The 3,664-nt window shown below is 56.1% G+C and carries 3 protein-coding genes; 2 read left to right on the plus strand and 1 reads right to left on the minus strand.

Features of this window, described 5'->3' with window-relative positions; all coding sequences use genetic code 11:
• Together B3873_RS21700 and B3873_RS26650 are read left to right on the plus strand one after the other, a co-directional pair.
• Nucleotides 1-234 (plus strand): hypothetical protein (locus tag B3873_RS21700; RefSeq protein WP_286869019.1); only part of this gene is annotated, 234 nt, incomplete at its 5' end.
• 68 nt (nucleotides 235-302) lie between these two features.
• Nucleotides 303-464 carry a four-helix bundle copper-binding protein gene (locus tag B3873_RS26650; protein WP_338033897.1) on the plus strand — a complete coding sequence of 54 codons (162 nt, stop codon included), beginning with the start codon at nucleotides 303-305 and terminating at the stop codon, nucleotides 462-464.
• A gap of 48 nt (nucleotides 465-512) precedes the next feature.
• On the opposite strand, the gene B3873_RS21710 is transcribed toward B3873_RS26650, so the two are convergent.
• The gene (locus B3873_RS21710; RefSeq protein ID WP_134222375.1) at nucleotides 513-3,455 is read right to left on the minus strand and encodes a Tn3 family transposase; all 2,943 of its coding nucleotides are present in this window, start codon (nucleotides 3,453-3,455) and stop codon (nucleotides 513-515) included.
• Between the last annotated feature and the right edge of the window lie 209 nt (nucleotides 3,456-3,664).

The raw sequence follows: 3,664 nt of genomic DNA on the forward strand, positions 1-3,664 counted from the left end.
GAGTCGCTGGAAAAAGGAATGGAAGCTGGCCGTCCATTGATGAGTGATCACCTAGCTTCCTGTTTGCCATGGATCTGGCATTCGCCAGAACGCAATCCGGGCAGTCGGACTGCCCATCTATCAAGGAGATCGAAATGTCACATGAAGATTTTCGTACCTGTATTGAGGCCTGCTATGCGTGTGCAGCAGCTTGCGACCGATGTGCGGCAGCCTGTTTGCAAGAAGAGGATGTGAAGATGATGGCTCGGTGCATCGCCACCGATGCCGACTGTGCCACCATCTGCAGAACCGCTGCTGCGTTAATGGCCCGCGGCAGCGAGTTCACCCAAGAGGTTTGCACGCTGTGTGCGCGAATCTGTAAGGCATGCGCTGAAGAGTGTGCCAAGCACAAGGCCCAGCACTGCCAGGACTGCGCACAAGCCTGCACTCGTTGCGCTGAAGCATGCAGTCAAATGGCCGCCTAAATCGCTCGCCGCGTCCGGCTACCAATATGCCGGACGTGTAGCGCCAGCTTAATGCATGTGCTTCTGAAGCGACGCGCGCACCACCTCAGCGCTACTAGGTAGAATGCGAAGAGCGTACTCTGCCAGCGGAAACTCAAGCGTTCCGCGCAGATTGAGCCCCTCCAAATTAGTGGGCGCGATACGTCGCAGCAGTTCAGGTGCAATTGCTTCATCCCCGATCTTCTGAAATTGATCGACGGTGCGTTGCATATGGGCCGTGTTCCAAGCCATCAGCACATTGGTCAGTAGTGAAAGGCTGGAGGATACGGCAGCGAGGGACTCTGGCCGCTTAGCAAGTTCCGTTGGGATTTTACCGGTGTGGACGGCGCGCTGAATCGCATGTACAGCTTCGCCTCGATTCAAAACATGGCGCAACTCTCGGCGGAATGTTGGGTTCGTGAAATAGTCTATTAGGAATATAGAGCGCAACAGCCTCCCAAGTTGAACGCCACCATCGTATACATCTTGGCCTCGTGCTGCAGAACCGAAGCGCTGTAAAGCCTGTACGGCCGTACACCGGCCACTCCGGATGGACGCGACAACCCGCACAAACTGGTCGTAGATAGCTTCGATCGCAAGGAGGTCGACGTCCCCGGCGACCACTGGAAGCGTTTCATCCGGCACCATATGTCCACGGGGGACGTGCAAGTAGCGGTCCCGCATGTGCTGTAGGACAGGACAAAGATCAAACTTCAGACCTTTGGCCACCGCAATGCCAAAATCGGTGTAGCCATGGGTGTCAACAGCGAGCTGAGCGACGTCATCGGTTCCGTTTTGCCGCACCACCCCCTCGATGGCCGCACCAACTTGCCGTTCTTTAAGCAAAATCGGCTGGTCGTAAAAAATGCCCCAGCGATCACGCACATGAGTATAGATCCCGATGGAGGCAGTACGCCGACGTGGATCCGCTCGGGCTTGCCACACGGTGCGGGTTGTCTCCAGACTCATCATGTCGGAGGAGGCCAAGTCGCCAATTCCCCAGTGCGCCGCGATAGGATGTCGATGCATGTAGGCTAGCACCGCATCGGCCGCTTCACGCAACTTGCGTTCATCGGCCACCACCTTCATCATCTGCCGGATCGCGGAGGCCTTGAGCTCAGGAATCATGCGGGAGATGTCAGCTGCCGACAAGGAGGTTCCGTGCGCCAACACAGCAGCATAAACAAGAAGTAACTCGCTGCGCGAGCGAGGCTCCCTACCCAAGAGCAGCCAGGAAAACCGCACCTCGCTGTCGATATCCAGGATGATCTTGGGAAGTTGACCCACTGGGCGATCATCAAAGATGGCGCGACGCAGCGCATCTAAAGCCGGGTCTCTTTCCTCAGCCACGATACCCTCATTGCGGACGCCACCTGCCTCAATGCGCACCTCGCCGCGAAGATAAGCATCCTTCAGCCGATCAAGGCCGCCATCAAGGTGGTCGATAATCTTTGCCAAGAAGACCTTGGGATCTTGCGGCAGCTCCAGGTGGCCGTAATAGTGGTTCCGCTTCGCCTTCCATTCCTCTTCAGGGATGAGCAATGTAGCGCGACTGCGAAAGGAGAAACTGTGATCAACGTACACAGAACCATTTCTTAACGCCATTCGTAATGCGGAAATAGTTGCCCATTCGAATGCTCGCAGCGCCTCGGTACGGTCTTCGCCCTCAATATTCTCCCTCCATACGCGACCGAGTTTAATATTGACATCTACTGGCAACTCGCTGTTACCGTCAGGGCCGTAAAGGTTGCGAAGCACGTTGATTGCGTCCACAACGGGATGCTGCGTCTCGGACTCAAATGGCAGTGCGACGAGCTTATGCAACATTGCACGCGCCTGAGCGCTCTTGGTCATAAGCTGCAGCCGGATTAAACTACGCCGGCTGGGCGCGTGCTGCTGTAGTACCTGGTCAGCCAGTTCCACGATCTTGGTCAGTGATTCGTCGGCCGGAGTGTCAGTATTCAAGGCGAGCAGCCTCACCGACTCGGCAAAACCGCAGAGCTGCCTTTTTAGATCAGGTCGACCGGCGTCGACCTGTCTACCAGCCTCTGTTATAACTTCAATTGCCCATCGGCGGAACATGGCGAGTAGCTGATCGGTCGCCGAGCAAAGGGCATAGCGCATGAAGCAGGCGGTTTCAAGCCTACGGGACTGAGATGTAATGCGCTTACTGACGGAGGGTGGTCGGTTGGCGCATCGCCGTGCGTAATGACGAACCAGCGTTTCGTTGATCTGGGAGGGCCAACTGATGGGGACTCGCAATCCATGCAGATGGTCGATTTTCTCAAACAATTCGGACATCTGAACCGTTGAATGCTTCACCGGAACTGCCCACAGCCACTGCTGAAGACTGGCCCGATCACCAACCGGCGCGGCAAGATGCCGGCTCCACTCTTGAACACTGGCCTCGCCTAAGCAGCACAGCAAGGTCGACTCCAGGAATGTTTCGTGGCTGCGGATTGCCTCAGCTATCACGCGCTTCAGTTGACGATCATGGGGCATCAGAATCTGATGCTCATACAACCAACCCTTAACCTGCATGAGCAGCGTCGAGGGGTCCGGCCGGCCGACTAATGTCTCTTTGAGCCAGCGGACCAGGTAACGTCGCTGGTGCTCGGTCATCGATGAAAAACCGAGCGCTTGCTGCGCCAGTTGCTGATGGTCGATCAGCGTTCGCGGCCGTGTCTCGTAGAGCGAGCGCAATGTTCCGATTTCAGGCGGCGCGATGGATAACTGTTCGCCAAGATGGCTCCACAAAACCTTCGGAACTTGCTTGTAGGCATCAAGGGTGCGGCCGGTCATCCGGATAAAACCAAGATGAAGGGCGAGCGCCAGACGGTAGAGGTGGTTGCGCCGCGCCTCAATCAGAGTATGTTCTTTGGCAGAAAACGTGAAGAACGTGTTCAGCTCAAACTCAGTCAGTTCGGGCGGGATGTGGCGCAAGCCGAGGTAGGGAGCGTGCCAATGGTCCATTGTTTAACTCTCTGAAGAGAACAATGGGCACCATCATACCCGGGCGGGAAGGCAAACAGTAAGTGACTGATTTTAAAGCGATTGTTGCATTGCGCATCGCTGAAACCCGCGTAAACACTGGGTTGCGCTAACGTCGCTTATTGCACGCGGATCAAAGGAACCCCGATATTGGCTATAACCGGTTAGCCGCCTTGCTGCAGCTCCTCAGC

The organism is Herbaspirillum sp. UBA812 (genome assembly GCF_002296545.1).
Taxonomy (GTDB): domain Bacteria; phylum Pseudomonadota; class Gammaproteobacteria; order Burkholderiales; family Burkholderiaceae_D; genus Herbaspirillum; species Herbaspirillum huttiense.